The following is a 25,871-nucleotide window of genomic DNA, read 5'->3' on the forward strand; positions in this document are numbered from 1 at the left end:
AATATCGACCCGGCTCTCAATGCCGATGTGCTGCACGCGCTGAGATCGATGGGCCATGGCGACACGCTGGTGATTTCCGATACCAATTTCCCATCGGATGCCATCGCCCGGCAGACCACGCTCGGCAAACTGCTGCACATCGACAATGTTTCTTCGGCGCGCGCGGCAAGGGCGATCCTTTCGGTCCTACCGCTCGACACGCCGCTTCAGCCCTCGGCCGGGCGCATGGAAGTCATGGGGGCGCCGGACGAGGTCCCGGCGGTGCAGCGCGAGGTGCAGGCCGAGATCGACCGCGCCGAAGGGAAGCCCGCTCCGATGTACGGGATCGAGCGCTTTGCCTTCTACGAGGAAGCAAAGAAGGCCTACTGCGTCATCACAACAGGCGAGACACGCTTCTACGGCTGCTTTCTTTTCACCAAGGGCGTCATTCCCCCGGAAAACGCCTGAGCCGCGCGAGGTTACGCCCCATGGCCGAGCTCAAAGTGAGGACGCGGGAAACTGGCGCGACCGCCGTAGTCGGCCGCACCGGCTTTCCGCATGTGACATCGCTGACCGGCGGCGAACTCGATATCGTCACCAGTCCTTCGCAGCCGGGATTCGGGCCGCTCGACCTTCTTTACGCATCGCTCGCGAGCTGTCTGGTGCTCAGCGCACGCATCGCCGCGAGCCGTTTCGGCGTGCTCGACCGGCTCACGGAAGTTACGGTCAAGGTCACCGGTGAGAAGGCCCATGACGAGCCGTCGCGCGTCGCGCGGTTCGATATCGCCTTCGTTATCAAGGGCGATTTCGACGACACCGTGCGCCACGCCATCATGGAGGCGGCGGAGGAGGAGATCTGCACAGTCAGCAACACGTTGCGCGGCAGTCCGGATTTCGTAAGCACCGTGTCCGCTTAAATAAAAAACCAACCAGAGGGAGAAGAGTCCGCGATGACGCGTCCGGCCCATCAATTCAATTCCATCATCGTGCGCTCGCCGTCACGATCGGTCGTTAACGGCTTGCGCGCGGAGGATCGCGGCAGCCCCACCTACGAGGGAGTGAAGGCCGAGCACGACGCCTATGTCGAGGCGATGCGCGATGCCGGCGTGAAGGTCACGGTCCTGCCGGCGCTCGAAGCCTTTCCGGACTCGATTTTCGTGGAGGACCCCGCTCTGGTCTTCACAGAGGGGGCGGTCCTGCTTCGGCCGGGAGCGGCCACGCGCGTCAAGGAAGTCGAGGAAATCGCGCCGACGCTGCGTGACATGTTCGAGACGGTGCTCGACCTGCCGCAAGGCTATGCCGACGGCGGCGACGTGCTGACAACGCGCGAAAGCGTGATGATCGGCCTGTCGGCGAGAACCGACACGGCGGGCGCGGCGGCGCTGCAGGCCTGCCTCGAAAAACTCGGGCGCAAGAGCGAGGTCGTCGCGACCCCGGAGGGCGTCCTGCATTTCAAGACCGACTGCTCGCTCCTCGACGACGAGACGATCCTTTCCACCGATCGTCTTGCACGATCCGGCGTCTTCGGGGAGTTCAGGCAGATGATCATTCCCGAGGGAGAAGAGCCGGCCGCGAACGCACTGCGCGTCAACGACGTGGTCTTGGTCGGTTCCGATTTTCCCAGGACGATCGAGATGCTCGACAAGGCCGGCTATGGGGTCGTCCCGCTGAAGACCACGGAGATAGGCAAGATCGACGCGGGGCTTTCCTGCATGTCGCTGAGGTGGTTCAGCGAAAAGGTTTGACGGGAGCCTGCGCAGGAAGGCGTTCTGCATGAGCCCAACAGGCCGGATCCCCGTCCGAGACGGGGAGAAGGGACAAGCGGCGCGGCCACAGTTCTCCAGCGGAGGCTGGAGCATGAGGAGGGACCCAGGGGTCCCCTTCGCCCCGCTTGCGGGGAGAAGGTGCCGGCAGGCGGATGAGGGGCAATCCCCCCGACCCTACGCCGACGACAGATCTCCGAACACCGTCGGGATGAGTTCCGACACGGTCGGGTGGATGTGCACCGCGCGGGCGATCATCGTGTAGGGTTTCTTCGCATACATCACGTCAAGGATGCTCTGGATCGCCTCGTCACCACCTGTGCCCAGGATGGATGCGCCGAGAATCTCGTCGGTGTCCGCATCGACGATGACTTTCATGAAACCCTGCGTCTCGCCCTTTTCGACCGCGCGGCCGACCCTTGTCATGGGACGCGTCCCGATCAGCAGCTTGTGTCCTTTCTTGCGGGCCTCGGTCTCGGTCATGCCGGCGCGGCCGAGCGGCGGGTCGATATAGAGGGCGTAGGTCTGGATGCGGTCGCTCACCCGGCGCGGATCGTCGTCGATGAGATTGGCGGCGACGATCTCGAAGTCGTTATAGGAGGTGTGCGTGAAGGCGCCGCGGCCGTTGCAGTCTCCCATTGCGAAAATATGCGGAACATTGGTGCGCAGGCTGTCGTCGACCTCGATATAGCCCCGTTCGTCGGTCTTCACGCCCGCCTTGTCCAGGCCGAGATCATCCGTATTGGGGTGGCGGCCGGTCGCAAGCAGCACATGAGAACCGCTCACCTCCGGCTCGCCCGATGTGCAATCCACGCCCACGGCTACGCTGTCCGCATGGTTCGAGAAGCGGATGCATTCCGCATTCGTGCGTATTCGAACGCCTTCGTTCTCGAGGATCTCACGGATCGCGTCGGAGACCTCCGGATCCTCCCGCCCGATCAGCCGCGCGCCCTTTTCGATGACGGTGACGTCGGAGCCGAAGCGGCGGAACATCTGGGCGAATTCAAGCCCGATATAGCTGCCGCCCACCACGACGAGATGTTCCGGCAGCTCGGCAAGGTCCATGATCGAACTGTTGGTGAGATAAGGGACGTCGTTCACGCCGGGCAGATCGGCAACTGCGGCGCGGCCCCCCACATTGACGAAGATCCGCTCCCCCGAAATCAGTTCGTCGCCGATGCGGACCTCACGCGGACCTTCGAAACGGGCGTGGCCCTCGAAGACGGTGCAGTTCTTCATACCCTTGAGCCACTTCTCGACGCCTGAGCGGGCATCGAGCCGGACCTTTTCCTTTCGCGCCATGACGCGACCAAAATCGACCGAGACAGGCCCTGTCGTCATGCCGTATTCGGCTCCGCGTCGGGCGGTGTGGATCGCATAGGCGCTCGCGACCATCGCCTTGGTCGGCATGCAGCCGGTATTGACGCAGGTGCCGCCGAAAAGCTTGCGCTCGATCAGTGCAACGGTCTTGCCCGCATCCGACAACCGTCCGGCGAGTGAAGGTCCCGCCTGGCCGGCACCGATGACGATCGCATCGAAATGCTTGTTCATGACAACCTCCGGAGAGATGCTGGCGCCGGGCGGAAGAGTGGTCCACATTACGTCCGATTGCAATGCGCATCGACGGCAACGTTTGCCGCCCGGTCCGGACGGCGCCATGGAACGGATATCAAGTGCAGACAGCTTAAGCTCGATTTTTTCCGGAAAGCTGACATATATGGAACGTCTTGGCCGGACGCAGCGCGGAAAGCGTGATCAAAATTCGAGATCAAAACCGAGGGAGACAATCATGCGACTGAACTTCACCAGGACACTGATCGGTGCCGCCATTGCGCTTGCACTCACCACCGCGGCTGCCGAAGCCGAGGTCGTCGTTTCCTCGAAGATCGACACGGAGGGCGGCGTTCTCGGCAACATCATCCTCTCGGTCCTGAACGCCAACGACATCAAGACGACGGATCGCGTGCAACTCGGCGCGACCCCTGTCGTGCGCAAGGCGATCATCGCCGGCGAGATCGACATCTATCCCGAATATACCGGCAACGCCGCCTTCTTCTTCGAGAAGGCCAACGATCCGGCCTGGAAGGATGCGGCGAAAGCCTATGAAGAGGCGAAGAAGCTCGACTATGACGCCAACAAGATCGTCTGGCTGACGCCGTCTCCGGCCAATAACACCTGGGCGATCGCGCTGCGCAAGGACATTGCCGAGAAGAACAACCTCAAGACGCTATCGGATTTCGGCAAATTCGTTTCTGGCGGCGGCGAGGTCGTGCTCGCGGCTTCGTCGGAATTCGTCAACTCCGCCGCTGCCTTGCCTGCGTTCCAGACGACCTATTCCTTCAAGCTGAAACCGGAACAGCTCATCACGCTCTCCGGAGGCGATACCGCCGCGACGATCGCGGCTGCGGCAAACCAGACGAATGGCGCCAATGCGGCAATGGTCTACGGCACCGATGGAGGCATTGCGCCCTCCGGTCTCGTGGTTCTCGAGGACGACAAGGCCGTCCAGCCGGTCTATCAGCCGGCGCCGATCATCCGCGAAGCGGTTCTCAAGGAAAATCCGGCGATCGAAGAGATCCTGAAGCCCGTCTTCGAAAAGCTCGACCTCACCACCCTGCAGGAGCTCAATGGCCGCGTGCAGGTCGGCGGCGAGTCGGCCAAGGCCGTTGCCGAGGACTTTCTGAAGGCAAACGGCTTCCTGAAATAGCTTGACGTCGGGGGAGGGCGCTGGTCCGATAAGATTCGACCGCGCTCTTCCTTCACCTGCCTCGAACGGACCGCTGAATGGCGACTGGCATCATCCAGACAAGGGAACGCTTGGCCTTTCGTTTCGACAAGCTCGGCCTGATCATCGCGATCCTCGTCCTCTATGGCGCTCTCCTTGCGCCTTTCGCGACGTTTCGTGCAAACCGGATCATTCAGGGCGAAGCACGGGCAATCCTGGAGGCACTTCCGCCGCCGCTCGGCTACGGGCTCCTCGCCCTCGTGATTGCCGGCGCCGGCGTCGCGTTTCTCAGGACCCCGCGCCTCTTGCGGATGGCCGTGGCACTGGCTGCGCTGGCAGCTCTCGCCCTTCTGATCGGGGTGGCGGCCGATCACCTGACGCCGCCGGACAACAGCTTTGCACGCGTGTCTCCGGCTTCCGGCTTCTGGGTTCTGGTCTTCGCCTTCTCCCTGTTGGTCGCGGACGCCTTGACCCGCCTCAATCCGGGGCCTGGTCTGCGGCTTCTCGTTTTCGCGGGCGTCCTCGTCCTCGCTGGAGGAATGCTCGTCACCGGCCGCTGGGACGACCTTTCGATCATGAAGGAATATGCCAACCGCTCCGACCTGTTCTGGACCGAGGCGGGCCGTCACGTGACGCTGGCGCTCGGCTCGCTGGTCGCAGCGACCGTCGTCGGATTGCCGCTCGGCATTCTCTGTCACCGCGTCGAACGGCTTCGGGCCGGCGTGCTCAATGTCCTGAACGCCATCCAGACGATCCCTTCCATTGCACTTTTCGGCATTCTGATCGCGCCGCTCGGCTGGGTCGCGGCGAATATTCCCGGCGCTGCGGCGATCGGCATCCGCGGCATCGGTGCCGCCCCTGCCTTCGTCGCCCTCTTCCTCTACTCCCTGCTGCCTGTCGTCGCCAACACAGTCGTCGGGCTTGCCGGCGTGCCGCACGCGGCCAACGACGCGGCGCGGGGCATCGGCATGACGGACCGCCAGCGCCTCGTCGCGATCGAGTTTCCGCTGGCCTTTCCGGTGATCCTGACCGGCATCCGCATCGTGCTGGTGCAGAACATCGGGCTTGCGACGATCGCCGCCCTTATTGGCGGCGGGGGTTTCGGCGTCTTCGTCTTCCAGGGGGTGGGTCAGACGGCGATGGACCTGGTGCTGCTCGGCGCAATTCCGACTGTCGTGCTGGCCTTTACCGCGGCGATCGTGCTCGACGCGCTGATCGAGATGACCATGCCGAACCGCAGCCGAGGCAACGCCGCATGATCGAAATCGAGGAAATATCCAAGCGCTATGGCGACACGACGGTCGTGAGCGACGTGTCGCTGACGGTCGCGCCGCATACGGTCACCGTCGTCGTCGGAACCTCCGGCTCCGGCAAGACGACGCTCCTCAGAATGATCAATCGCCTCGTCGAGCCGACGGCAGGGACGATCAAGATAGACGGCGAGGACAATCGATCGATTCCGGGTTTCGAGCTGCGCCGGCGTATCGGCTACGCCATTCAAGGCCATGGCCTCTTCCCGCACAGGACAGTCGCGCAGAACATCGCGACCGTGCCGACGCTGCTCGGCTGGGAGAAAGCCCGCATCGATGCCAAGGTGGAGGAGCTGCTGAAGCTGTTCCAGCTCGATCCCTCGGAATTCGGACCGCGCTACCCTCACGAGCTTTCCGGCGGGCAGCAGCAGCGCGTGGGCGTTGCAAGGGCACTTGCGGCGGAGCCCAACGTACTCCTGATGGACGAGCCCTTCGGCGCGCTCGATCCGATCATCCGCGCCAAGGCGCAGGACGACCTCGCCGCCATCCAGAAACATTTCGGCACCACGATCATCCTCGTCACCCACGACATGGAAGAGGCCTTCCACCTTGCCGACAGGATCGCGGTGATGGACAAGGGCGAGGTGGTGCAATATGCGACGCCGGCCGAAATGCTCGTCAGGCCCGCCACGCCCTTCGTCGAGACGCTGGTCGGCGCCAGCGAGCGTCCATTCCGGCTGCTCGACATCGAAACGGTCGGCGAGGCGGTCGAGCCCGGCTCGGCCGAGGGCCGGCCGGTTCCGGAAGTTCTCAGCCAGCGTGACGCGCTGTCGGAGCTTCTGTGGACGGGCCGTTCGGCACTGCCGGTCGCGGCGGCGGACGGCGCGATCCTGGGCAAGATCACGCTCGAAGCGATCGTGAAGCGTGCGGCGAGGCGGCAGTGATGGCCACGCTGCCCAATCTGTTTCGGCTGACCGTGCTCGCCGTGTTGCTGGCTTTCCTGGTGCAGCCCGCCTTGTTCGAGCCGCTGTTGAAACCTCTGGTGCAAGAGAACGCGCCGGCCGTCTACAACCAGGGCAGCCTGTTCTGGCTGACGGTCCTGCACTTGCGGACCGTGTTCGTCGCGACGGTGGCCGCGACCATCGTCGCCGTATCACTGGCGATCATCGTTACGCGGAAGGCCGGCGCCGAGTTTCTGCCGCTCTCGCGCAGTCTGGTCAACATCGGCCAGACTTTCCCGCCGGTGGCGGTCCTCGCGCTTGCGGTACCGATTTACGGCTTCGGCGAGAAGCCGACCCTGATCGCCCTTTTCCTCTATGGCCTTCTGCCGATCTTCGAAAATGCCCTGACCGGACTGACCACTCTGCCGCCGACGGTGATGGAGGCTGCACGCGGCGCGGGAATGACCGGCCGCCAGCGGCTCTTCAGGATCGAGCTTCCGCTGGCGCTGCCGGTGATCCTGACAGGCATCCGCCTTTCCGTCGTGATCAGTCTCGCGACGGCGACGATCGGCTCGACGGTCGCGGCCAGGACGCTCGGCGAGGTGATCATCGCCGGACTTCAGTCCAACAATCTCGCTTTTGTCCTCCAGGGCGGCTTGATCGTTGGAGCGCTTGCCGTCCTCATTCACGATGCGCTCCAGGGGCTTGAACGGGCATTCGCGGGTCGAGCGCACATCTGAAGCGCCTCGCGTCCAATCGAATTGATGCGATGCGTCAGGCCGCCAGCTTGGGCGTGAGCTAAACTTAACGCCAGGAATGAAAATGAATTTCACAATCTGGCGCATTTTCCGATTTTTCATTGACGCAATGAAAAATCTGTCCCAGTCTACGAAAAATAATTACGCCGAGACAAGGGAACAGCGCGAGCATGAAAGTCGGGATAATCGGACTCGGATTCCGTCTGGGATACCTGGGCTATGTCTTCAAGGCGATCGACGAAGCCTTCGAGGTCGCGGGATATGTGGATCCCGAGCCGGCCGGCCTTGCCACGCTTACCGAGAAAGGCATTTCCGCCGGCAGGGCCTACGCCACGCCTGAAGAGCTCATCGCCGGCGAAAAGCTCGATCTCCTGATGATCGGCTCGCCGAACCACATGCATCTCGATCATATCCGTATCGGCCTCGAGGCGGGGCTCAAGATCTTCTGCGAGAAGCCCATCGTCAGCACGATCGAGCAGAGCCTGGAACTTGCGGCGCTGCTTTCGAAACACGGGCCCGACCGGCTGATGGTCGGCCTCGTGCTGCGTTATGCGCCGCTCTATCGTGACCTGCGCGCCGCGCAAGCCGCAGGAACGCTCGGCCATGTGGTTTCGATCGAGGCCGCCGAGCACATAGAGCCCTATCATGGCGCGTTCTTCATGCGCGATTGGCGCCGCTATGGACGCTATGCCGGAAGCTTCATGCTCGAGAAATGCTGCCACGACCTCGATCTCTACAACGGCGTGGTCGGCGCGCGCCCGGAACGCGTCGCCAGTTTCGGCGGCCGCAAGAGCTTCATCCCGGCCAATGATCCCAGCCGCGACGGCGTAAACGACCTGCAGCTTTTCCACCGCAAGCCGAGCGGCTGGCTCGGCTCCGACAAGGTCTTCGACAGTGATGGCGACATCATCGACTATCAGGTCGCCATCGTCGAATATGCCAACGGCGTCGCGATGAACTTCCACACCAACCTCAACGTGCCGGACCAGTTCCGTCGCTTTTGCGTCATCGGATCGCGCGGCATGGCGGAGGGCGACTTCATCCGCGGCTATCTGGACGTGCACGAGGTGCTGTCGGGCCGGAAGGTGGTGGAGAAGCGCTACGCCAAAGAGACGGCACTTTCGCAACACTACGGCGCCGACGAGCAGATGGCGGCCGAGATCATCGCGCATGTGCGGGATGGCGGTCCCCTGCCGGTCTCGCCGCTCGATGCGCTGGAAGCGGGCATTCTGGCGCTGTCCATGGACGAGGCGCGGATGAAGAGGACGGTCGTCGATCTTCGGCCGCTCTGGGACCGCTTCGACGAAGCCCTGCATGCCCGTGCGGCTTGAGAGGGGGAGGGGATGAGCGTTCGGCGCAGCACGATCATCTTCGCCTGGGTCCTGCTTCTTCCGGCCGTCTTCTACGTGACGGTTATCGTCGCCTATCCGCTGGTCGATACCTTCGTCCTGTCCTTCACCGACGCCTCGCTGAAGAAGACGACCAAATGGGTCGGCACGGCCAATTACGACAAGATCTTCAACGCCACCTTCGCGGAAGTGATCCTCCGCACCTTCGTCTGGACCGCCTTCTCGGTGACGATCAAGATGATCATCGGCACATTCGGAGCGGTGATGCTGAACGCCGCAGTGCCGGGGCGGGCGCTTTTTCGCGTGCTCACCATGCCGCCGTGGATCGTGCCCATGGCGATCGGCATCTTCATGTGGGGCTGGATGTATAACGGCCAGTTCGGAATGATCTCCGGGACGCTCCAGAACTGGGGGCTGGTGGACGGTCCGGTCGCCTTCCTGGCGCATGGCTCCACCGCTTTCTGGGCGACCATCGTCACCGACGTCTGGATCGGCGTGCCTCTGGTGACGCTTTACATGCTCGCCTCGATGCAGGCGATCCCGCAGGATCTCTACGAGGCCGCCTGGACTGACGGAGCAGGGCGCTTCTACCGCTTCCGCCGCATCACCCTGCCGCTTCTGGTGCCGTCGATGATCACCATGTCGATGCTGTCGCTGATCGCCACCTTCAACTCGTTCGACATCATCTGGATCTTGACCCAGGGCGGGCCGAACGGCGACACGACGACGATGATCATCGACACCTACCGGACCGCGATCGGCTCGAAGAAATACGGGGAGGGCGCGGCGCGCGCCGTGCTGATCTGTATCTTCCTGTCGATCTTCTGCATCGCCTATTTCCGCGTCACGCACCGCCTTGCCACGGGAGAAAGCCGATGAGCCAGCCCGCAATGATCAACCGCTACCGCTGGTACGAGCTCGTCGGCATCTATGGGGGCATCTTCGTCTTCCTCACTTTCATCCTCGCGCCTTTCGTCGAAGGCTTCCTCGTATCTCTGAAGCCGCTGGGCCGCCTCTTTTCCTCTCCCTACCGCTTCTGGCCGGAGAACGGTTCCTTCGAGGCCTATCGCACCATGTGGGTAAGCGTGCCGGGCTTCGCCCGCTATATCTTCAACTCCTTCTTCATCTCCATCATCGTGACAGCCGTCGTGCTGGCGCTGGTGGTGCCGGCGGCCTATGCCTTTGCGCGCTTCAAGTTCCGCGGCAGCGGGGCGCTGCTTGCCGCTTTCCTGGCGGTCAACATGTTCTCGGGCGCCGTGCTGCTCATCCCTCTCTTTCGGCTGATGCGCAGCTTCGGCGTACTGAACACCTATTTCGCCATGATCGTGCCGGGTGTCGCCTTCCTGATCCCCTCCGCTATCTGGCTTCTGCGCACCTACATGATGCGCATCCCGCGCGAGCTGGACGAGGCAGCCTTCGTCGACGGTGCAAGCCATTTCTACACGCTACGCCGGGTGATCCTGCCGATCGCCATGCCGGGCATCACCGTAGTGGCGATCACCACCTTCATCGGCTCCTATGCCCAGCAGTTCATTTTCGCGCTGACCTTCAACTCGAAGAGCGAGTACATGCCGCTGCCCGTGGGCCTTTTCGCCTATTTCGGCCGGCAGGAGGTGGTCTGGAACGAGCTGATGGCGGCAAGTTTCGTCGGCATCGCCCCGGCCGTGATCGTGATCTTCTTCCTTCAACGCTATCTCGTCAGCGGCCTGACCGCCGGCGCGGTGAAACAATAAGCAACCATTAAAACAGGGGAGTTTCATCAGTGACTATTGCCTACAAAGCTACCTTTCTCACGCTTGCGCTGCTCGGATCGACCGCTCTCGGCAGCGTCGCCGCACAGGCCGCGGACCAGGAAATCAGCTGGATCTATTGCGGCGACACGATCGATCCTATCCACGAGAAATACATCAAGGAATGGGAGGGGAAGAATCCCGGCTGGAAGGTGACGCCCGAAGTCGTCGGCTGGGCCCAGTGTCAGGACAAGGCGACGACGCTTGCCGTGGCCGGGACTCCGGTCGGCATGGCCTATGTCGGATCGCGCGCGCTCAAGGAGTTCGCCGAGAACGAATTGATCGTTCCGGTCCCGATGACCGAGGACGAGAAAAAGGGCTACTATCCGAATATCGTCGACACGGTGACGTTCGAGGGAACGCAGTGGGGCGTGCCTATCGCATTTTCCACCAAGGCACTCTACTGGAACAAGGACCTTTTCAAGCAGGCCGGTCTCGACCCGGAAGTCCCGCCCAAAACCTGGGCCGAGGAGATCGCCTTCGCCAAGCAGATCAAGGAAAAGACCGGCATTGCGGGCTACGGACTTCCGGCCAAGACCTTCGACAACACGATGCACCAGTTCATGCACTGGGTTTATACCAATAACGGCAAGGTCATCGACGGCGACAATATCGTCATCGACAGCCCGGAAGTCCTTGCCGCCCTGCAGGCCTACAAGGACATCACTCCCTTTTCTGTCGAGGGGGCGACGGCTTACGAGCAGAACGAAATCCGCGCCATCTTCCTTGACGGGAAAGTCGGCATGATCCAATCGGGCTCCGGAGCTGCCGCCCGGCTGAAGGAAACGAAGGTCAATTGGGGTGTAGCGCCGCTGCCGCTCGGCCCTTCGGCCAAGGGCGAAGGCACGCTGCTGATCACCGACAGCCTTGTGGTGTTCAAGGATACGGGTGTCGAAGAAAAGGCGATCGAGTTCGCCAAGTTCATCACCTCTCCCGGCCCGCAGGGCGAGTACGAGTTGCAGGGCGGTGCAGGTTTGACGCCGCTTCGGCCGTCTCCGAAGGTGGACGAATTCGTCAAGGCCGATCCGTCCTGGAAGCCGTTTATCGACGGGATAGCCTATGGTGGCCCGGAGCCGCTCTTCAAGGACTTCAAAGGTTTTCAGAACACGATGATCGAGATGGTCCAGTCGGTGGTGACCGGCAAGGCCGAGCCGGCGGATGCCTTGAAGAAGGCGGCCGCCGACCTCGAACAGTACAAGTAAACGCGCCGGGACCGCGGGGCTTCGGCTCGGCGGTTCCGCCTTCAATATTGGCGGAAATGCCGCTGCGCCGGTGGCCGGAGACAGTTTATTGGGACAGCTCACTCTCAACAAGGTTCAGAAATTCTACGGCACCTACGAGGTGCTGAAGAGCATCGAGCTCGAAGTCGGGAATGGCGAATTCGTGGTCTTTGTCGGGCCTTCCGGCTGCGGCAAGTCCACATTGCTCAGAATGATCGCGGGGCTTGACGAGACGACCGCCGGCGACATCGTCATCGACGGGAAACGCGTCAACGATCTGCCGCCGGTCAGGCGGGGCATCGCCATGGTCTTCCAGTCCTATGCACTCTACCCGCATATGAGCGTGTTCGAGAATATCGCCTTTCCGCTCAGGGTCGAGAAAATGCCCGAGGAGAAGCTGAAGGCGAAGGTCGAACATGCCGCCCGCATATTGCATCTCGACCAGCGGCTGGAGCAGAAGCCCGGCATGCTTTCGGGCGGCCAGCGCCAGCGCGTGGCGATCGGCCGGGCGATCGTGCGCGAGCCGAAGATTTTCCTCTTCGACGAGCCTCTGTCGAACCTCGACGCTGCACTGCGCGCCGACATGCGCATCGAGCTTGCGAAACTGCACCGGCAATTGAAGGCGACGATGATCTACGTCACGCACGACCAGGTCGAGGCGATGACGATGGCGGACCGGATCGTCGTGCTGAATGCCGGTGAGATCGCTCAGACGGGAGCGCCGCTCGAGCTCTATCACAAGCCCGCCAATATATTCGTCGCCGGATTCATCGGGCATCCGAAGATGAACTTCCTGCCGGTCGCCTGCACCGGCGTCACCGACGCCGGCGTGGAAGTGGACTACAAGGGGCAGACTATCCTCGTGCCGGTCGTTCCCCGCGCGGGCATGGCCAGCCGAACCCTAACGCTCGGCGTCCGGCCGGAACACATCCAGATGGGTGCCGCTGACCTGACGCTGACGGTCACCCCATCGGTAATCGAGCGTCTCGGCGCTCACACCGTGGCCTATGTGGCGCTCGACGGAGAGGGCGAGAACTATTGCGCCATGCTGCCGGGAACGCTCGCGATTCGTGCGGACGAACCGATCAGGACCGGCATCCGCGCCGTCGACTGCCATCTCTTCGACGAGAACGGCACGGCCTTCGAGCGCCGGGTCGAGATGACCGACATCGACATGGCGCTCTTCGACCCGGCGGCGGCGTAATCGTGAGCGCGACGATCAGGCTGCTTGGTATCGACGAAGCCGAGGCCTTCCGCAGCATTCGGCTGGAAGCGCTGCGGACGGAGCCTGCCTTCTTTGCCAGCAGCGCCGAAGATTGGGAAAAGCTGCCGGACGAGGAGTGGCGGCGCAGAACCGTCGGCAACCCCGTCTTCGTTGCCTTCCAGGACGATGTTCCAGTCGGGATCATGGGCCTGATGCGTCAGAGCGCAAGCAAGATGGCGCATCGTGCGACGCTCGTCATGGTCTATCTGCGCCGGGAACTGCGCGGAACCGGGCTTGCGAAGCGGCTTCTGGATGCTGTCGCGGATTACGCACGAAACGAGGGCATCAAACAGCTGGAGCTTGCCGTCAGCGCCGACAACCCGGCGGCGATCCGATTTTACCATCGCGAGGGGTTTTCTGTAGCCGGCCGCATACCAAGCGGTTTTCTTCACGAGGGTCGGGAGATCGACGATGTCATCATGGTGAAACGCATCGCAGATTGAGTGCCGGCCCGTCCCACATGCGGCCACCCTCGCCGCACGTGGGAGCGAGGGTGGCCAGCAGTTGCGAAAGGACATTGACGTCACGAGCAATCGCGCGAAAATCGGTGGCGCATTCAGGTTGCTTTGGTGAACTCGGATCGGGAGGCGGGAATGTCGGAAACAACCGTCAACGTGCGTTACATGGTCGACGACGTCGATTCTGCGGTCGAATGGTACACGAAGCATCTCGGCTTTTCGCTTCTCTCCAACCACGCTCCCGCTTTCGCGGATGTCAGGCGGGGAGCCCTGCGGCTATTGCTGAGCGGCCCATTGAGCTCAGCGGGCCGGCCAATGCCGGACGGCGAACGTCCTTCGCCGGGCGGCTGGAACCGGATTCATCTCATCGTCGACGACCTGGCTGTCGAGGTCGAGCGCCTGCGCGCCGCCGGCGTCAGGTTTCGCAACGACGTCGTGACCGGGCCCGGCGGATCGCAGATACTGCTGATTGATCCTTCCGGCAACATTGTAGAGCTGTTTCAGCCGGCGGTTCGCTGACGACGCAGGTCCCCAGATCAGCTCGGAAAGTTCCGACTTGTCGGCTCGCTTGGTTCAGCCGGCGAGCGCGCCTAGGAGGTTCACAAGCCTCCCGCCAACCCGTGCGGGTCGGTCGTCATCGGCCAGATGTCGCGCCTTGCGCGCCGATAGGGAGTCCGCGCCGGGTCGTTGGGGTAGGGCGTCCCGGCAGAGCAATAGAGGATCTCGGACGCGATCTTGGAGAATGACGCGAAGAAGTGGTTCGTGGATTTGATCACGAGGATCTTTTTCGACGTGGGATCGATGCCCATCACCGAGAAAAGGCTCGGGTCGAAGCTCTGGGCGCGCGTCGTGTTCAGGATGATGTCGATGCCATGCAAGCGGATATGAACGGCGTCGCCGAAGGGGGCGAAGCTCTCTCCGAAGCGCATTTCCGCATTGCGCACCAGCTTGACGACCTTGACGATGCCATCGATCGGCCGCCCCGTGCCGGGCCCGGATTTCGCGCCGAAGCGCAAGGGGATCTCGGCGTCTTCGCCGGCCGCCATGCAGATCTGCACGGCCATGGGATCCCAGATCGTGCCGATCGCCGTGTCGGTCGCGTTCCTCGCAATGAGTTCCTCCAACACGACCGTCGCATCGCCCGCCGTGCCGCCGCCTGGATTATCCCACATATCGGCAATCACCACGGGACCGGCCGGAGCCGCCAGCGCCTGTGCCACTGCCTGGCGTTCGTCGATCTCCGGCATGCGATACGTGCCGCGGCGGGAGAAGAGCTCGAGACCCAGCTCACGGGCGAGAGCCTCGCCTTTCTCCGCCTTGCCGTTGGTGACGACCAGCATCTTGGTGCCCATTTCCGCAACGTCGCCGGCCATGAATCCATGCACGACGGACAATGACAGCACATCGGCATCGTCCCGCTCGATCTGCATCAGCTTGTCCACGAAGCTGCGCATGGGGTCGCGCGAGGTGGGGAAGACGTCTATCATCCGGCAGTCGAAAATGGACATCACCGGCGTTACGCGGCCCTCGAGCGTATCGATCGCGATCCGCCAGAGGTCTTCGGCGCGTTCGACGAAATCGGTGTGCGGGAACTCCTTGAAGAAGACGAAGAAATCCGCGGCCGCCGCTCTCCTTGCGGTGAGGTGGCTGTGCGGGTCGAGTTCGGCGCAGACGAGCACGTCCGCACCTACGATTTCGCGCACGCGCTGAAGCAGGTCGCCTTCGGTATCCTCGCAGCCGTCGGCGACCATTGCCCCATGCAGGCCCAGAACGACGGCATCGACGGGCAGGGCGGAACGCAATTGGCCGAGAATTTCGTCACGCAGATCCTCATAGGTCTGGCGATTGACGAGACCGGCAGGATCCGCCCAGGCTGCGGTGCCTTCGATCAGTTCCCAGCCTTTTTGCGCGGTCACGCGGCGGCCGACGGTGATCGGCGCGGTGCAGAGCGTCGGCGTTTCGGGGTGCTTTCCGGGCGGAGCATAAAGCGATGCCTCGAATGCGCGCCTGTCTATGCAGATAGGAGAAAAGGTGTTCGTCTCGGTCGCGAGCGCCGCCGTGAAGATGCGCAATGGCTTCGCCTTGTCCGTCAACTCAGTTCGACCCCATCGGATTGGGGAGATAGCCGGTGAAGCCGCAGATTTTCCACCGGCCCCGGTGGAGGCGGCAATAGTAAACCGTCTGCCACTTCATCACGTCGAACGTGCCGTCCGCTTTCTTCAGCCCGCCGTCGAATTTCTTGCGCGCAAGGGCAAGCTCTCCGTCGACCTCGATGTCTTCCAGGGTCGTGGTGGTGAAGATCGCTTCCCGCGGATCCTCGGCAAAGGACTGCCCGGCGAAGTCCCGCGCCTGGCGCAGCCATTCGTCGCGATAGACGGCGAGCGAGGGAAAGGTGAGCCGCCATTTGTCCGGGTTCGTCTCCCGCCGTCCGTCGATGCCGATGAAGCTCTCCTCGACGAAATCGTCGGCTACCATCGACCAGTCGGCGGCCAGGAACGCGTCGATATCGCGGCTAACCAACATCTCCCATATGGAATGGCGCGCCGTGTCGCTTTCTGGAAACGGATTCTGGAAGGGATTCCGCATGCATTTTTGCCCGGTATTGAAATTCTTTTCATAAATGTCGATTTTCACTGGCCAAATTCCGTGTTCTATGGTCATTTGTCAACGGATAAAGAAAATAATTTGCAGAACGGGTCCTCGATGTCGATCAAGCGCTATGGTGCCGAACAGGTGGGCGCAGGCGGAAAAACATTGCCTTTCGCACGTGCCGTGGAGGCGGGCGGCTGGCTTCACGTCTCCGGTCAGGTCGCGATGGAAAACGGCGAGATCATCGGCGGCAACATCGTCGCCCAGACGCACAAGGCGATCGGCAATCTTCTGGCCATCTTGAAAGAGGCCGGCTACGGTGTCGAGCACGTGGTGAGAGTTGGCGTCTGGCTGGACGATCCGCGCGATTTCTGGAGCTTCAACCGGATCTATCAGGATTATTTCGGAGCTCATCCGCCGGCGCGCGCCTGCGTACAGTCCTCCATGATGGTCGATTGCAAGGTGGAGATCGATTGCGTCGCCTATAAGCCGAAGGACGCCTGAAGGGGGAAGGGCGCCGTTCGATGGATATTTTCGCGACACTGCAGGAGGAGAGGGGGCGGTTATCCCAATCGGAGAACCGCATCGCCGATATCCTGCTCAACGATTTCGAGTTTGCGGTGAACGCTTCGATCATTGAGCTTGCCGGCAAGGCCGACGTTTCGCCGCCGACGGTCACGCGCTTCTGCCGGCGCCTCGGCTGCGAGAGCTTTTCCGATTTCAAGGTGCAGCTGGCACGCACACCCTATGTCGGCATGCGCTACCTGAAGCCCGAGCCGAAGAGCCAGGAGCCCGGGGATGTGGCACAGGATATCATCACCAAGGCGCAGAATGCGCTCTTCCTGCTGCACCGTTCGCTCGACCTTGTAGCGATCGAGCGGGCAGCCGACCGGCTTGCGCAAGCGGAAATGATCTATGCCTTCGGTTCCGGAGGCAACTCCTCGATGATCGCCGGGGAGTTCCAGAACCGTCTCTTCCGCCTGGGATTGCGCATCACCGCAAGTTCCGATCACAGCATGCAGATGATGATGGCGGCGGCCGCACGGCCGGCCGACGTTATTGTCGGCTCCTCCTTTTCGGGACGCAATGCGGAGATCGTGCGCGCCTTCACGCTTGCGCGCGAGGCCAAGGTGCCGACGATCGCGCTTACCCAGAGCGGCAGTCCGGTCGCGCAGGCCGCCGATATCACCGTGCCGGTCGACCTGCCGGAAGGAAACAACATCTATCGTCCGACCTCCACCCGTATCGCCTACATCGCACTGCTCGATATCGTCGCGAGCCTCGTCGCCTACCGCGTCCAGCCGCAGGCGACGGTGACGCTCAGGCGCATCAAGCAGCAGCTGGTGGTGCACAGGGATGGCGACGACCGACAGCTTCTCGGAGACTGACGTGCCAGAAGGAACGCCGATGCCGAAATCCGTAGCGATCGTCACAGGAGCTGCCGGCGACATCGGCCGCGCTATCGCCGCGCGCCTGGGCGACGGACACGACACCGTTCTCGTAGCCGACATCAACACTGAGGCGGCGGAGAGGACGGCGCGTGAACTCGGCGGAACGGAGCGCTTCCTGGCCGTCCCCTGCGATGTGACGGACGTCGCAAGCGTGGCCGCAATGGCGCAGGCTGCCGCCTCCGTCGGCACCGTGCGCACCCTCGTGAACAATGCGGGTGCCGCCCGCGCGGTCAGCCTGCACGACACCACGCAGGACATTTGGCGCATGGACAATGCACTCAACCTCGAAGCGGCCTTTCTCTGTTTCCGGGCTGTCGAAGAAATGCTGAAAGAGAGCCGGGGCTCGGTCGTCAACATCGCCTCGGTGAACGGCATGAATGTTTTCGGCCATCCGGCCTATAGCGCCGCCAAGGCGGGCCTTCTGCACCTGACGCGACTGATCGCCGTCGAATACGGCAAGTTCGGCATCCGCGCGAATGCGGTGGCGCCGGCCACGGTGCGCACGCAGGCCTGGGAGGCACGCGCAGCCGCCAATCCGCAGGTCTTCGAGGAGGCGAAGCGCTGGTATCCCCTGCAGCGTATCGTCGACCCGAAGGACGTCGCCGAAGCGGTGCATTTCCTTGCCAGCCCCGCCGCCGGAGCCATCTCCGGCATCTGCCTGCCGGTCGACTGCGGGCTGACCGCCGGACAGGCGGAAGTCGCGCGGACCTTCTCGCAATCGATCCATTACTGACAATTCCACCTTGGGAGGATGTTCATGCTGCCGGTTCTCTATCGCCTCGAATCTGCCTGGCAACCGGATGGCGGTCCGTTCGGGCGCTTCACCTTCAGCCTCTTCAATCTATCGGGCGGGCCGCTCAGCGCCTTCCGGCTGGTCTACACCTCGCTCACCCGCGTCATTGAAGGGGCCGCTTGCGAAAACGCGGTTTTCCTGCGCCGCAACGCCAATTTCCATGAATTCGCGCCGCCCGAAGGACTGACGCTCGCCCATGGCGAACACTGGACGTTCACCGTCAATGGTCTGCACCGCGAGGCGAAGCATTGCACCGACGGGGCGAAGTCGGCCTATCTGACGCTCGCCGATGGCAGTCATGTTCCCGTGGCGGTCTCCGACCTTCGTCTCGAAGGCGCCGTGAGCGAGCTGCCGCCGGTACGTCTTCCCAAAGGCCGGCTCGAGCTTCCTTTCGCGCTGCAGCCCTGGCCTGCCGAGATCGACGCGGCGCCTGGAGAAGCGGTACCGGACGTCCTCTATCCCGCAGCGGAAAGCAATGCGGACGAGGTCGATGCCGTCTCCAACGTCCTCGCTCTATTCCATCGGCTGTTTTCGGCCGGACACGCTCCCTTCAGTCTTGCGCCGTCCCCGCAAGGGCTGCCGATCGTCTTCAAGAAAAAAGCGGAGCTCGAAGGCGAAGCCTACAGGCTTGCCTTTTCCGATCGGGAGATCCGGCTTGATTATGGAGCGGCGGCCGGCAGGCAATATGCCCTGACGACGCTCGCGCAGTTGATCGACGGCGCGCGAAACCACGGAGGCGATTTCAGGTTTCCCGCCTCCGGCGAAATCGCGGACCGGCCACGCTATGGCTGGCGCGGCTGTCACCTCGATGTCTCGCGGCAATTCTACCCGACGGCCGACATCGTGCGGCTCATCGATATTCTCGCCTGGTTCAAGCTCAACATCTTCCACTGGCACCTGACCGACGACGAAGCCTGGCGGCTGGAGATCAAGGCCTATCCGACGCTGACGACGCTCGGCGTCATGCGCGGCCCGGACGAGCCTATGCTGCCTCAACTCGGCAACGGCGCCGAACCGGTCGGCGGCTTCTACAGCCACGCGGACGTGAAGGCGATCGTCGCGCATGCTGCGGCGCTCAGCATCGAAGTCGTCCCGGAGATCGACATACCCGGCCACAGCACTGCCGCGCTCGTGGCGCTTCCCGAACTCTCCGATGGCCAGGAGGCGCCGGAAAGCTACCACTCGGTCCAGGGCTATCCGAACAATGCCCTGAACCCGGCCATCCCGCTCACCTATGAATTCCTAGAGAAGGTGTTCGACGAAATGGTCGAGCTCTTTCCCAGCCGGTATATCCATGTCGGCGGGGACGAGGTGGCCGACGGCTCATGGCTCGCGTCACCGCTGGCGCGAAAGCTCATGGAGCAGGAAGGGATTTCCGGCACCTTCGCGCTGCAGTCCTATTTCCTCAAGAAGGTGAAACAGATGCTGACGGCGCGCGGGCGCAAACTCGTTGGCTGGAACGAGGTCGCGCATGGCGGCGGCGTTGGAACCGAGGGCACGCTGCTGATGGCCTGGGAGAACCCGAAAGTTGGCATCGAGCTTGCGCGCGAAGGCTACGACGTCGTGATGACCCCGGGTCAGGCCTATTATCTCGACATGGCCCAGGCGGATGCGTGGCAGGAGCCCGGCGCGAGCTGGGCCGGCACGGCGACGCCGGCGCACACCTATGCCTATGAGGCGGAAGGAGAGTTCCCGGAAGAGCTGAAGAGCCGGATGAAGGGAGTCCAGGCCTGCATCTGGTCCGAGCATTTCCTGTCGCGCGGTTATTTCAACCGCCTCGTCTTTCCCCGGCTGCCGGCAATCGCCGAGGCGGCCTGGACCCCGAAGGACGACAAGGATTGGCTGCGCTTTGCCGCGATCGCGCCCTTGAGCCCCATTCTGTGAGTTGAGCCATGCGGATCGCCGTCGGTGGAATCCATACGGAATGCAGCACCTATTCGCCCGTATTGATGACGGTCGAAGATTTCCGGGTGCTGAGGGGAGAGGACCTCTTGCGGTCTGATTATTTCGGCTTCCTGCGCGCTGAAGGGATAAACCACCTTCCGCTCCTGCATGCGCGGGCCGTCCCCGGCGGGCCGGTTTCGCGCCCGGCCTATGACGCCTTCAAGACCGAGTTCCTGGCGCGGCTGAAAGCCGCGCTCCCTCTCGACGGGCTCTATCTCGCCATGCACGGCGCGATCAAGGTCGACGGGATGGACGACGCCGAGGGCGACTGGATCACCGCCGCCCGCGCCGTCATCGGCCCCGATTGCCCGCTTGCCGTCAGCTACGATCTCCATGGCAATGTCAGTCAGCGGATCATCGATCAGATCGATATCTTTGCGGCCTACCGGACCGCGCCGCATATCGATACGCGCGAGACCATGGTTCGGGCATGGTCGATGCTGGTGGAGGCGCTTCGTTCCGGCAAGCGGCCCGGTGTCGCCTGGGCACGGGTGCCGCTTCTCCTTCCCGGAGAACGCACTTCGACGGAGGGCGAGCCGGCGGCGAGCCTCTATCGCGTCCTGCCTGAATTCGACAAGCGGCCCGGCATCCTCGACGCCAATCTGATGGTGGGCTACGTCTGGGCCGACGAGCCGAGAGCGACCGCCTGCTCCGTCGTCACTGGCTCGGACAAGGGCGCCGCCTCGAAGGCGGCTGAGGAAATCGCCGCAAACTACTGGCAGCAAAGGGACAACTTTCATTTCGGATCGCTCACCGGATCGCTGGCCGACATGCTCGGCATCGCCGAGCGGGCGACCACGGCGCCCGTAATCCTTGCCGATTCCGGCGACAACCCCACGGGTGGCGGCGTCGGCGACCGGGCGGATGTGTTGATCGCGCTTCTCGAGCGCGGCTGGCGCGATGCGTTGATCGCCGGCATTGCCGATCGGCCGGCCGTCGAAGCCTGTTTCGTGACCGGCGCGGGCGGAACGCTGACGTTGCGGATCGGCGGCAGTCTCGACCCGTCGAGCCCGTCCGCAGAGGTCGAGGCCAAAGTGGTGCATCTGGATGATCCGGGACCGGTTGCCGAGCGGCAGGCGGTGGTTCAGGCCGGAGGCATAGTGGTCGTGTTGTCGGCGCGACGCCGCCCCTATCATAACATCGAGGACTTTGCCCGCCTCGGTCTCCACCCGGGGACCGCGCGGCTGCTCGTCGTCAAGTCCGGTTACCTCTCGCCGGAGCTTGCGCCGATCGCCAATCCGAACCTGATGGCGCTGACGAACGGCGTCGTCAATCAGGATATCGAGAAGCTGGAAAGCCTGCACCGGCAGCGGCCGATCTTCCCCTTCGACCGCGATTTCGAGTTTCACCCCAGCGCCAGCCTGTCCGCTCGCTGGACCTGAGATTGTAGACCCGCCCCCGAGTCTCCGGGCGGGTTTCGTCAAGACGTTCCCCTTCCGCGGACTTTGCCCCCTCATGTCTTCCCCGCTGTTGATCGCCATGCGCAATCCGGTCATCCGGACGAGCATGATCGCCATCGTCCTGTTCGGTTTTTCGGGGGCCGCGACGTCGCCCTACCAATCGGTCGTCGGCATCACCGAACTGGGATTGAGCGACGGGTTCTATTCGGCGCTGATCTTCGCAGCGGCACTGGTCAATGTTGCGGTCAGCGTGACGATCGGCATCGTCGCCGACCGCGTCGGCAATTACCGGACACTGATGCTGGCGGTCATTCTCTGCGGGGTTGTCGGTTACGGGGCGGTTTATCTGCTGCCGACTAAGGGGAGCTTCGTACTTGCGGCCCTCATGCTGTTGCCCGTTCACGGCGCACTCAATCCGCTGCTCTTCGCCTATGTCCGCACGGCTGCGAAAGAGATGGGCGGCAGGCATGCGGCTGCCGTCAATTCCGGCATTCGTGCGGCCATATCGCTCTCCTGGGTATTGGTTCCCGGACTGGTCGGATTGGTGCTGTCGGCGCGCGGCAGCATGCTGCCGGCCTATCTTCTGGCAAGCCTCGGCTGTCTCGCCAATTTCGTGCTCGTCTTGCGGCTGCTGCCGGAAAAGGCGAGCGTGGACGGTGCTTTGGGCAAACGCCTCTCGTTTCTCGCGTCCTTCGGCGAGATATTATCGCTGCGCGTTCTGGCACGGCTTCTCGCCATCGCCCTGATCTCGTCAATGCTGCACGTCACTGCGGCGGTGCTGCCGCTGATCGTCACCGGTGCAGCCGGCGGCAAGGTGAGCGACATCGGCATCATCGTCGGTATCGTCGCTTTTCTGGAGGTGGTGTTCATCGTGGTCTGGGGACGTATCCAGTACCGGCTCAGCCATATCGATGCGCTCGCGCTCGGCACGGCAATCTATGTCCTGAACATGGCCCTGCTCGGGCTTTCGACCGAGCGCTGGCACATTTATGCGTTGACGCTCATCAGCGCTTTCGGCGCAGCGGCGCTGATCAGCATCCCGATCACCTATCTGCAGGAACTGATCGCGGACCGGCCCGGTCTGGGCAGTTCGCTGATCTCGGTGAACGTCTTCCTGGGGGCAGGATTCGGCGCCGCTCTTTTTGCGCTCGGAACGCGCATCAGCGACTATTCGGGAGCCGCGCTTCTAAGCTCCCTTGCAGGCATCGCCGGGCTCTTGCTGCTGCTTTTCCTGGATGGCGACCGCCGAGGAAAAGCGTCTGCGTCCTGAAGAAGACAGAGGCTGCCCGGCCTCACCTTCAACCACCCCTCATTCCTGTGCCTGTCACAGGAGTCCAGCCAGCCCAAGTCCTTGGGCTGAAAAGACCCTTCCGCGCCGCAGACGCGGCGCCGCTCTCATCCCTGTGACGAGCACAGGGATGAGAGTGGAGGGTACGGTCCTGACCGTGTTCACTGAGCGACTAGAGCGGGATGCATTTAGGCGGAATCGGAAAGGGGATTCCTTTTTCTGCGCAAATCAGATTCACCATTCAGGCCGGTGAAGGAGGCCGGCCTTTATGGCGAGACCTTTTTCGAATGATCTTCGGGAACGCGTTGTCGATGCGGTGACGGGCGAGGGCCTATCGTGCCGGGCAGCGGCCAAGCGCTTCGGCATCGGCATCAGCACCGCGATCGATTGGGTGCGGCGGTTTCGCGAGACGGGCAGCGCCGCACCCGGCCAGATGGGTGGGCACAAGCCCCGCAAGCTTTCCGGTCCGCACCGGGCTTGGCTGCTTTGCCGCTGCCGCGAGCGCGACTTCACGCTGCACGGACTTGTCGCCGAGTTGAGCGAGCGCGGCCTGAAGGTGGATTATCGCGCCGTCTGGACCTTCGTGCACGAAGAGGGGTTGAGTTATAAAAAAAGACGCTGGTCGCCAGCGAACGGGAGCGGCCCGACGTCGCCCGCCACCGGGCACGATGGCTGAAGCACTGCCCCGGAATTGATCCCGCCCGCCTCGTTTTCATCGATGAGACCTGGACGAAGACGAACATGGCGCCGCTGCGGGGCTGGGCGCCTCGCGGCGAACGACTGGTGGGCTACGCCCCCTTCGGCCATTGGAACACCATGACCTTTGTCGCCGCACTCAGGGCCGACCGCGTCAGCGCTCCCTTTATCCTCGATGGCCCGATCAATGGCGAACGCTTCCGCATCTATGTCCAGCAAGTTCTGGTGCCGGAACTCAAAGCCGGCGACATCGTCATCCTGGACAATCTCGGCTCCCATAAGGGTCAGGAGATCCGCGCCGCCATCCGTAAGGCCGGCGCCCGCCTGTTCTTTCTGCCGAAATATTCCCCCGATCTCAATCCGATCGAAAAGCTCTTCGCCAAAATCAAGCACTGGTTGCGTGAGGCACAGGCCAGATCACGCGATGCAATCCATGACGAACTGCGCCACATTCTCCAAGCCGTCACCCCACAGGAATGCGCAGCCTACTTCAAAGAGGCGGGATATGAACGGGCTTAAATACATACCGCTCTAAGATCACTCCCCCAATATGCCCGGCAGGCGCAGGCCCTTTTCACGAGCGCAGTCTACCGCAATGTCATAGCCTGCATCGGCGTGGCGCATGACGCCCGTTGCCGGGTCGTTCCACAGGACGCGCTCGATGCGGCGCGCCGCATCGTCGGTACCGTCGCAGCAGATCACCATGCCGGAATGCTGCGAGAAGCCCATGCCGACGCCGCCGCCGTGGTGCAGTGACACCCAGGTAGCACCGGAGGCGGTGTTGAGGAGCGCGTTCAGCAGCGGCCAGTCGGAGACCGCATCCGAGCCGTCCTTCATCGCCTCGGTCTCGCGGTTCGGCGAGGCGACTGAGCCGGAGTCGAGATGGTCGCGGCCGATCACGATCGGCGCCTTCAGCTCGCCGCTGCGCACCATTTCGTTGAAGGCGAGGCCGAGGCGGTGACGATCGCCGAGTCCGACCCAGCAGATGCGTGCAGGCAGGCCCTGGAAAGCGATGCGCTCGCGCGCCATGTCGAGCCAGTTGTGCAGGTGCTTGTTGTCCGGCAGCAGCTCCTTCACCTTCCGGTCAGTCCTGTAAATGTCTTCCGGATCGCCGGAGAGCGCCGCCCAACGGAAGGGGCCGATGCCCCTGCAGAACAGCGGACGGATATAGGCCGGTACGAAGCCGGGGAAATCGAAAGCGCGCTCGAGACCTTCGTCCTTGGCCACCTGGCGGATGTTGTTGCCGTAGTCGAGGGTCGGGACGCCGGAATCCCAGAAGGCGAGCATCGCCTCGACATGGTCGCGCATCGAGGCGCGGGCGGCCTTCTCGACCGCCTTCGGGTCGCTCTCGCGCTTGGCCTTCCATTCGGCCATCGTCCAGCCCTTCGGCAGATAGCCGTTGATCGGATCGTGCGCCGAGGTCTGGTCCGTGACCATATCGGGGCGGATGCCGCGACGGACCATTTCCGGGAGTATCTCGGCTGCATTGCCCAACAGGCCGACCGATTTTGGCTCGCCGGCTTTCGTCCAGCGCTCGATCATTTCCATGGCTTCTTCGAGCGTCTCGGCCTTCTCATCGAGGTAGCGCGTGCGCAGGCGGAAATCGATCGAGTCCGGATTGCATTCGACGGCGAGGCAGCAGGCGCCGGCCATGACGGCGGCGAGCGGCTGGGCTCCACCCATGCCGCCGAGGCCGCCCGTCAGGATCCACTTGCCTTTCAGGTTGCCGCCATAGTGCTGACGACCGGCCTCCACGAAGGTCTCATAGGTGCCCTGGACGATGCCTTGCGTGCCGATATAGATCCACGAGCCGGCGGTCATCTGGCCGTACATGGCAAGACCCTTCTTATCCAGCTCGTTGAAGTGATCCCAGGTCGCCCAGTGCGGCACGAGATTGGAGTTGGCGATCAGCACCCGCGGAGCATCCTTGTGCGTGCGGAAGACGCCGACCGGCTTGCCGGACTGGACGAGGAGGGTCTCGTCCTCGTTGAGGTCCTTCAGAGACGCCACGATGCGGTCGAAATCGGCCCAGGTGCGGGCTGCGCGGCCGATGCCGCCATAGACGACGAGCTCGTGCGGATTTTCGGCGACATCAGGGTCGAGATTGTTCATCAGCATGCGGAGCGGCGCTTCCGTCAGCCAGCTCTTGGCGCTGATCTCGGTGCCGCGCGGGCTGCGCACTTCGCGAATATTGTGGCGCGGATTGTTCATGT

The 25,871-nt window shown here is 63.0% G+C and carries 25 protein-coding genes; 21 read left to right on the plus strand and 4 right to left on the minus strand.

The features are described from left to right. The 3 genes from JOH52_RS18975 to JOH52_RS18985 all read left to right on the plus strand — a co-directional run. Window positions 1-447 (plus strand): RbsD/FucU family protein (locus JOH52_RS18975; RefSeq protein WP_209566057.1); only part of this gene is annotated, 447 nt, incomplete at its 5' end. Window positions 448-467: 20 nt separating this feature from the next. Next, the gene (locus JOH52_RS18980; RefSeq protein ID WP_010975663.1) at window positions 468-896 is read left to right on the plus strand and encodes an OsmC family protein; all 429 of its coding nucleotides are present in this window, start codon (window positions 468-470) and stop codon (window positions 894-896) included. 33 nt (window positions 897-929) lie between these two features. Continuing rightward, entirely contained in the window at window positions 930-1,724 is a 795-nt protein-coding gene (locus JOH52_RS18985; RefSeq protein ID WP_017271860.1) for an arginine deiminase family protein, read from the plus strand. Between the two features lie 195 nt (window positions 1,725-1,919). On the opposite strand, the gene JOH52_RS18990 is transcribed toward JOH52_RS18985, so the two are convergent. Further along, entirely contained in the window at window positions 1,920-3,293 is a 1,374-nt protein-coding gene (locus tag JOH52_RS18990) for an FAD-containing oxidoreductase (RefSeq protein WP_013850733.1), read from the minus strand. A gap of 238 nt (window positions 3,294-3,531) precedes the next feature. Here JOH52_RS18990 and osmF point away from each other — a divergent pair, with 238 nt between their 5' ends. From osmF to JOH52_RS19045, 11 genes are all read left to right on the plus strand, one after another. Beyond that, window positions 3,532-4,449 (plus strand): glycine betaine ABC transporter substrate-binding protein OsmF, encoded by a 918-nt coding sequence (gene osmF, locus JOH52_RS18995; RefSeq protein WP_014530465.1) that lies wholly within the window; start codon window positions 3,532-3,534, stop codon window positions 4,447-4,449. 77 nt (window positions 4,450-4,526) lie between these two features. Beyond that, window positions 4,527-5,726, plus strand: coding sequence for an ABC transporter permease (locus JOH52_RS19000; RefSeq protein WP_014527228.1), 1,200 nt, complete (start codon window positions 4,527-4,529; stop codon window positions 5,724-5,726). Next, entirely contained in the window at window positions 5,723-6,661 is a 939-nt protein-coding gene (locus tag JOH52_RS19005; protein ID WP_010975668.1) for an ABC transporter ATP-binding protein, read from the plus strand. The genes JOH52_RS19000 and JOH52_RS19005 overlap by 4 nt, the downstream gene beginning before the upstream one ends. Further along, window positions 6,661-7,398 carry an ABC transporter permease gene (locus JOH52_RS19010; protein WP_014530464.1) on the plus strand — a complete coding sequence of 246 codons (738 nt, stop codon included), beginning with the start codon at window positions 6,661-6,663 and terminating at the stop codon, window positions 7,396-7,398. Before JOH52_RS19005 ends, JOH52_RS19010 begins: the two co-directional genes overlap by 1 nt. Before the next feature lie 188 nt (window positions 7,399-7,586). Beyond that, the gene (locus tag JOH52_RS19015; RefSeq protein ID WP_014527226.1) at window positions 7,587-8,747 is read left to right on the plus strand and encodes a Gfo/Idh/MocA family protein; all 1,161 of its coding nucleotides are present in this window, start codon (window positions 7,587-7,589) and stop codon (window positions 8,745-8,747) included. A gap of 12 nt (window positions 8,748-8,759) precedes the next feature. Next, the gene (locus JOH52_RS19020) at window positions 8,760-9,644 is read left to right on the plus strand and encodes a carbohydrate ABC transporter permease (protein WP_010975671.1); all 885 of its coding nucleotides are present in this window, start codon (window positions 8,760-8,762) and stop codon (window positions 9,642-9,644) included. Then, window positions 9,641-10,498, plus strand: coding sequence for a carbohydrate ABC transporter permease (locus JOH52_RS19025; protein WP_010975672.1), 858 nt, complete (start codon window positions 9,641-9,643; stop codon window positions 10,496-10,498). The genes JOH52_RS19020 and JOH52_RS19025 overlap by 4 nt, the downstream gene beginning before the upstream one ends. A gap of 29 nt (window positions 10,499-10,527) precedes the next feature. Then, window positions 10,528-11,757, plus strand: coding sequence for an ABC transporter substrate-binding protein (locus tag JOH52_RS19030; protein WP_017277540.1), 1,230 nt, complete (start codon window positions 10,528-10,530; stop codon window positions 11,755-11,757). An 88-nt stretch (window positions 11,758-11,845) separates the two neighbouring features. Beyond that, window positions 11,846-12,979 (plus strand): ABC transporter ATP-binding protein, encoded by a 1,134-nt coding sequence (locus tag JOH52_RS19035; protein WP_010975674.1) that lies wholly within the window; start codon window positions 11,846-11,848, stop codon window positions 12,977-12,979. A gap of 2 nt (window positions 12,980-12,981) precedes the next feature. Next, window positions 12,982-13,482: a GNAT family N-acetyltransferase gene (locus tag JOH52_RS19040; protein WP_010975675.1), complete on the plus strand. Its 501-nt coding sequence runs from the start codon at window positions 12,982-12,984 to the stop codon at window positions 13,480-13,482. A gap of 150 nt (window positions 13,483-13,632) precedes the next feature. After that, complete coding sequence (locus tag JOH52_RS19045) at window positions 13,633-14,016, plus strand: VOC family protein (protein ID WP_010975676.1); 384 nt, start codon at window positions 13,633-13,635, stop codon at window positions 14,014-14,016. An 80-nt stretch (window positions 14,017-14,096) separates the two neighbouring features. On the opposite strand, the gene JOH52_RS19050 is transcribed toward JOH52_RS19045, so the two are convergent. Together JOH52_RS19050 and JOH52_RS19055 are read right to left on the minus strand one after the other, a co-directional pair. Continuing rightward, window positions 14,097-15,569, minus strand: coding sequence for a M81 family metallopeptidase (locus tag JOH52_RS19050; protein ID WP_014527224.1), 1,473 nt, complete (start codon window positions 15,567-15,569; stop codon window positions 14,097-14,099). Between the two features lie 22 nt (window positions 15,570-15,591). Next, window positions 15,592-16,083 carry a hypothetical protein gene (locus JOH52_RS19055; RefSeq protein WP_026030250.1) on the minus strand — a complete coding sequence of 164 codons (492 nt, stop codon included), beginning with the start codon at window positions 16,081-16,083 and terminating at the stop codon, window positions 15,592-15,594. 117 nt (window positions 16,084-16,200) lie between these two features. On the opposite strand from JOH52_RS19055, the gene JOH52_RS19060 reads away from it, so the two are divergent. The 7 genes from JOH52_RS19060 to JOH52_RS19090 all read left to right on the plus strand — a co-directional run bounded on the left by JOH52_RS19060 (window position 16,201) and on the right by JOH52_RS19090 (window position 24,177). Beyond that, window positions 16,201-16,590, plus strand: a complete 390-nt coding sequence (locus JOH52_RS19060; RefSeq protein ID WP_010975679.1) for a RidA family protein — start codon at window positions 16,201-16,203, stop codon at window positions 16,588-16,590. 20 nt (window positions 16,591-16,610) lie between these two features. Continuing rightward, window positions 16,611-17,474 carry a MurR/RpiR family transcriptional regulator gene (locus JOH52_RS19065; RefSeq protein WP_014527222.1) on the plus strand — a complete coding sequence of 288 codons (864 nt, stop codon included), beginning with the start codon at window positions 16,611-16,613 and terminating at the stop codon, window positions 17,472-17,474. A gap of 19 nt (window positions 17,475-17,493) precedes the next feature. After that, the gene (locus tag JOH52_RS19070) at window positions 17,494-18,270 is read left to right on the plus strand and encodes an SDR family oxidoreductase (RefSeq protein ID WP_010975681.1); all 777 of its coding nucleotides are present in this window, start codon (window positions 17,494-17,496) and stop codon (window positions 18,268-18,270) included. 24 nt (window positions 18,271-18,294) lie between these two features. Further along, window positions 18,295-20,214 (plus strand): beta-N-acetylhexosaminidase, encoded by a 1,920-nt coding sequence (locus JOH52_RS19075; RefSeq protein ID WP_017271864.1) that lies wholly within the window; start codon window positions 18,295-18,297, stop codon window positions 20,212-20,214. An 8-nt stretch (window positions 20,215-20,222) separates the two neighbouring features. Beyond that, a complete protein-coding gene (locus JOH52_RS19080) occupies window positions 20,223-21,656 on the plus strand; it encodes a M81 family metallopeptidase (RefSeq protein ID WP_017269356.1) in 1,434 nt (477 codons plus the stop codon). 73 nt (window positions 21,657-21,729) lie between these two features. Continuing rightward, window positions 21,730-22,944: an MFS transporter gene (locus JOH52_RS19085; protein WP_014527219.1), complete on the plus strand. Its 1,215-nt coding sequence runs from the start codon at window positions 21,730-21,732 to the stop codon at window positions 22,942-22,944. 286 nt (window positions 22,945-23,230) lie between these two features. After that, window positions 23,231-24,177 (plus strand): IS630-like element ISRm2011-2 family transposase gene (locus JOH52_RS19090; protein WP_011970797.1). Its coding sequence is split into 2 segments (ribosomal slippage): window positions 23,231-23,570 and window positions 23,570-24,177, totalling 948 coding nucleotides; the frame shifts between segments, so codons are not numbered across the junction. A gap of 18 nt (window positions 24,178-24,195) precedes the next feature. Here the strand turns inward: JOH52_RS19090 and hutU are convergent. Beyond that, a complete protein-coding gene (hutU, locus tag JOH52_RS19095) occupies window positions 24,196-25,869 on the minus strand; it encodes a urocanate hydratase (protein ID WP_033043727.1) in 1,674 nt (557 codons plus the stop codon). Between the last annotated feature and the right edge of the window lie 2 nt (window positions 25,870-25,871).

It is taken from the genome of Sinorhizobium meliloti (genome assembly GCF_017876815.1).
GTDB classification, from domain to species: Bacteria; Pseudomonadota; Alphaproteobacteria; order Rhizobiales; family Rhizobiaceae; genus Sinorhizobium; species Sinorhizobium meliloti.